Genomic DNA, 2,975 nt, shown 5'->3' with positions numbered 1-2,975 from the left:
CGCCGGGTCGAGCCCGCCCGCAGCCACGTCGGCGCGGCGCTGGCCGCGCAGCACGGGGCGACGATGCGGCTGCTGCTGATGCAGGTGCCCGGGCAGCTGCTGTTCAGCATCGCCAGCCAGCTGGCGCTCATCCTGCTGGCCGGCGTGACGACGGCACTGACCGTGAACGGCGCGATCTCGGTGCCGGAGGCGGTCGCGCTGATCGTCGTCATCGCCCGCTACCTCCAGCCGTTCACCACGCTGAGCGAGCTGGCGCCTGCGCTGGAGACCATCCGCGCCACGCTCGACCACATCCGGGCGGTGATCACGGCGCCGACGCTGCCGGCGGGCACCGGCACGCTGCCGGAATCGTCCGCACCGCCCCGGATCACGTTCGACGACGTCAGCTTCGGCTACGGGGACGCCCCGGTGCTCGACGGCGTGAGCTTCACGCTGGAGCCGGGCGCCACCACCGCGATCGTCGGTCCGTCGGGTTCGGGCAAGAGCACGATCCTGGCCCTGATCGCCGGACTGCACGAACCGGTGTCGGGTCGCGTGCTGATCGACGGCGTCGACGCGGCGGGCCTGGACGCCGAGAGCCGCCGCGCCGCCGCGAGTGTGGTGTTCCAGCAGCCGTACCTGTTCAACGGCACCATCCGGGACAACGTGCTGGCGGGCGACCCAGGCGCCGACGCAGGCGAGGTGGCGCGCGCGACGGCGCTGGCCCGGGTCGACGAGCTGACCGCACGGCTGCCCGACGGCGACGCCACCCGCGTCGGCGAGGCGGGCACCGCGCTGTCCGGTGGCGAGCGTCAGCGGGTGAGCATCGCCCGCGCACTGCTCAAGAAGTCGCCCGTGCTGCTCGTCGACGAGGCCACCAGCGCCCTTGACAACGAGAACGAGGCCGCGATCGTCGACGCGCTCACCGCCGACCTGCGGCCGCGCACCAAGGTGATCGTCGCGCACCGGCTGGCCAGCATCCGGCACGCCGACCGCGTGCTGTTCCTGGACGGCGGCCGCGTCGTCGAGGATGGCAGTATCGACGAACTACTTTCTGCCGGCGGCCGGTTCGAGGAGTTCTGGCGCCAGCAGCGCGACGCCGCCGACTGGCGCATCCACGCCTAGTTCGCCGGGTCGCGTCGCAACGACTCGGGGAGGCATGCGCGTGGCGGACACCAGCAGTGACGTCTGGGAGGTGCTGTCGACCGCCAGGTCGATCCGGCGGTTCACCGCAGATCCCGTCGACGACGCCACGCTGACCCGGTGCCTCGACGCGGCGCGCTGCGCACCGTCGGGGGCGAACGCGCAGGGCTGGCGGTTCGTGGTGCTGCGATCGGAGCGGCAGCGGGCCGTGGTGGCCGAGGCCGCCGCGCAGGCGCTGGCCGTCATCGAACCGGTCTACGGGATCACCCGCCCGTCCGCCGACGACCACAGCCGGCGCGCCCGCGACAACCGAGCACTCTACGAATTGCACGATCGAGCAGGCGAATTCACGTCGGTGCTGTTCGCCCAGCAGCACTATCCGACCGCCTCGGAGCTGCTGCTGGGCGGGTCGATCTTCCCGGCGATGCAGAACTTCCTGCTCGCGGCCCGCGCGCAGGGGCTGGGGGCCTGCCCGACGAGCTGGGCGTCCTACGGCGGTGAACAACTGCTGCGCGAGGCGGTGGGCGTGCCCGCGGGCTGGCTGCTCGCCGGTCACGTGGTCGTCGGCTGGCCCAAGGGCAGGCACGGCCCGGTGCGCCGTCGGCCGCTGGAGACCGTGGTGAACCTCGACCACTGGGACGCTCCGGCGGGCGAGATCATCGGTGCCGACAGTGCGGAATTCGTCGCCGGAGCACCAATTGGTGAGCCTGATTAAGCTTCTGATCATGACTTCTTGCGCGAATTAATCGTGCACTGAGCCACATTGAGTTTTCGGGCGATCTTCAGCCGCTGGTGCGGATTCCGTAGTACCTTCCGATCGAGAAGCAAGCGACCCCGTCGTTCCGCTTGGAAGGTGCGCCATGCTGAGCACTACCGAAGACCGTCGACCGGTCGAGCCGCACGAGCCCGATGACGATGTCGAGTACACCGGCAGGGCCGCTTTCGCGATGCGTCGTCGATCCCCGGCCCGTGTGATCGTGACCGCGGACGGCGAGATCGACGCCACCAACGGCAAGGCGTTGGGCCGGTTCGTCGAGCGGCACACCGGCATCTCCACGCAGCTCGTCCTGGACCTGAGCAACGTCGAATTCTTCGGCAGCCAGGGCTTCAGGGCGTTGCACTACGTCGACGTGCACTGCGCGCGGTCCGACGTCGACTGGGCCCTGGTCGGCAGCCCGGCCGTGCGACGGTTGCTCGAAATACTCGACCCGAACGACGAGTTCCCGCTGGTCGAGGACCTGGCCGCCGCCCAGTCGCGGCTGAACTGCCTCGCCCGCTGTCACCGCCTGGTGATGGGTCGCGGCTGAGGAGCCGTCGTCACCCGCAGTGACATTGGCTGATGGCAGCCGTGGCAAACGCAACTAACTCAGTTGGCAACCGTCGTTCCCAGTCAGGCCCGGGTGGATATGCGGTTATCGTTCTCGCATCCTGGGGCAGTGGGTTCCGGCAGCGAAAATGGGGGTCAATCATGTACCGAGACAGAATTGCGGGAGGTAAGAGAATCCCGGCAGTCCTCGCCGCCGCCGCAGCGATAGCTGCTTTCGGCCTGCTCAGCACCCCCGTCGCGAGTGCACAGCCCGGCCAGTGTCCCGAGGGTCAGTTCCCCACGTCGGATGGATCAGGATGCGCGGGCATCCCGGATCCCACCGCGTACGGCTGTCCGCCAGGGGATTTCGAGTGCATGTTCGAAAAGGAACTGGGTCCACGCTGAGCGTCGGTTCGCCGTCCGCGTCCTGCTAACTCCTGAGTGTTGGCCGGCCTAAGGTCCGCGCCGTTCTGACTAGTCACCGTTGTGTCGGTGGGTGTCGGTATGATCGAACACATGTTCGAGGAGTTGGCGGCGGTGCCGTTCG

General features: G+C 69.1%; 3 protein-coding genes. All 3 read left to right on the top strand.

The window, feature by feature from the left end; translation table 11 throughout:
• The coding region (locus Q2100_RS30660) for an ABC transporter ATP-binding protein (RefSeq protein WP_302917044.1) at positions 1 to 1,104 on the top strand (1,104 nt) is incomplete at its 5' end.
• Positions 1,105 to 1,138: 34 nt separating this feature from the next.
• Positions 1,139 to 1,837, top strand: a complete 699-nt coding sequence (locus Q2100_RS30655) for a nitroreductase family protein (RefSeq protein ID WP_407667732.1) — start codon at positions 1,139 to 1,141, stop codon at positions 1,835 to 1,837.
• A 145-nt stretch (positions 1,838 to 1,982) separates the two neighbouring features.
• Positions 1,983 to 2,429 carry an STAS domain-containing protein gene (locus Q2100_RS30650; RefSeq protein WP_264014952.1) on the top strand — a complete coding sequence of 149 codons (447 nt, stop codon included), beginning with the start codon at positions 1,983 to 1,985 and terminating at the stop codon, positions 2,427 to 2,429.
• Positions 2,430 to 2,975 lie beyond the last annotated feature (546 nt).

Origin of the sequence: Mycolicibacterium arseniciresistens (assembly GCF_030519285.1) — a bacterium.
Taxonomy (GTDB): Bacteria; Actinomycetota; Actinomycetes; order Mycobacteriales; family Mycobacteriaceae; genus Mycobacterium; species Mycobacterium arseniciresistens.
The sequence above is the reverse complement of the archived record's forward strand: the minus strand, read 5'-3'. Positions and strand labels throughout refer to the sequence as shown.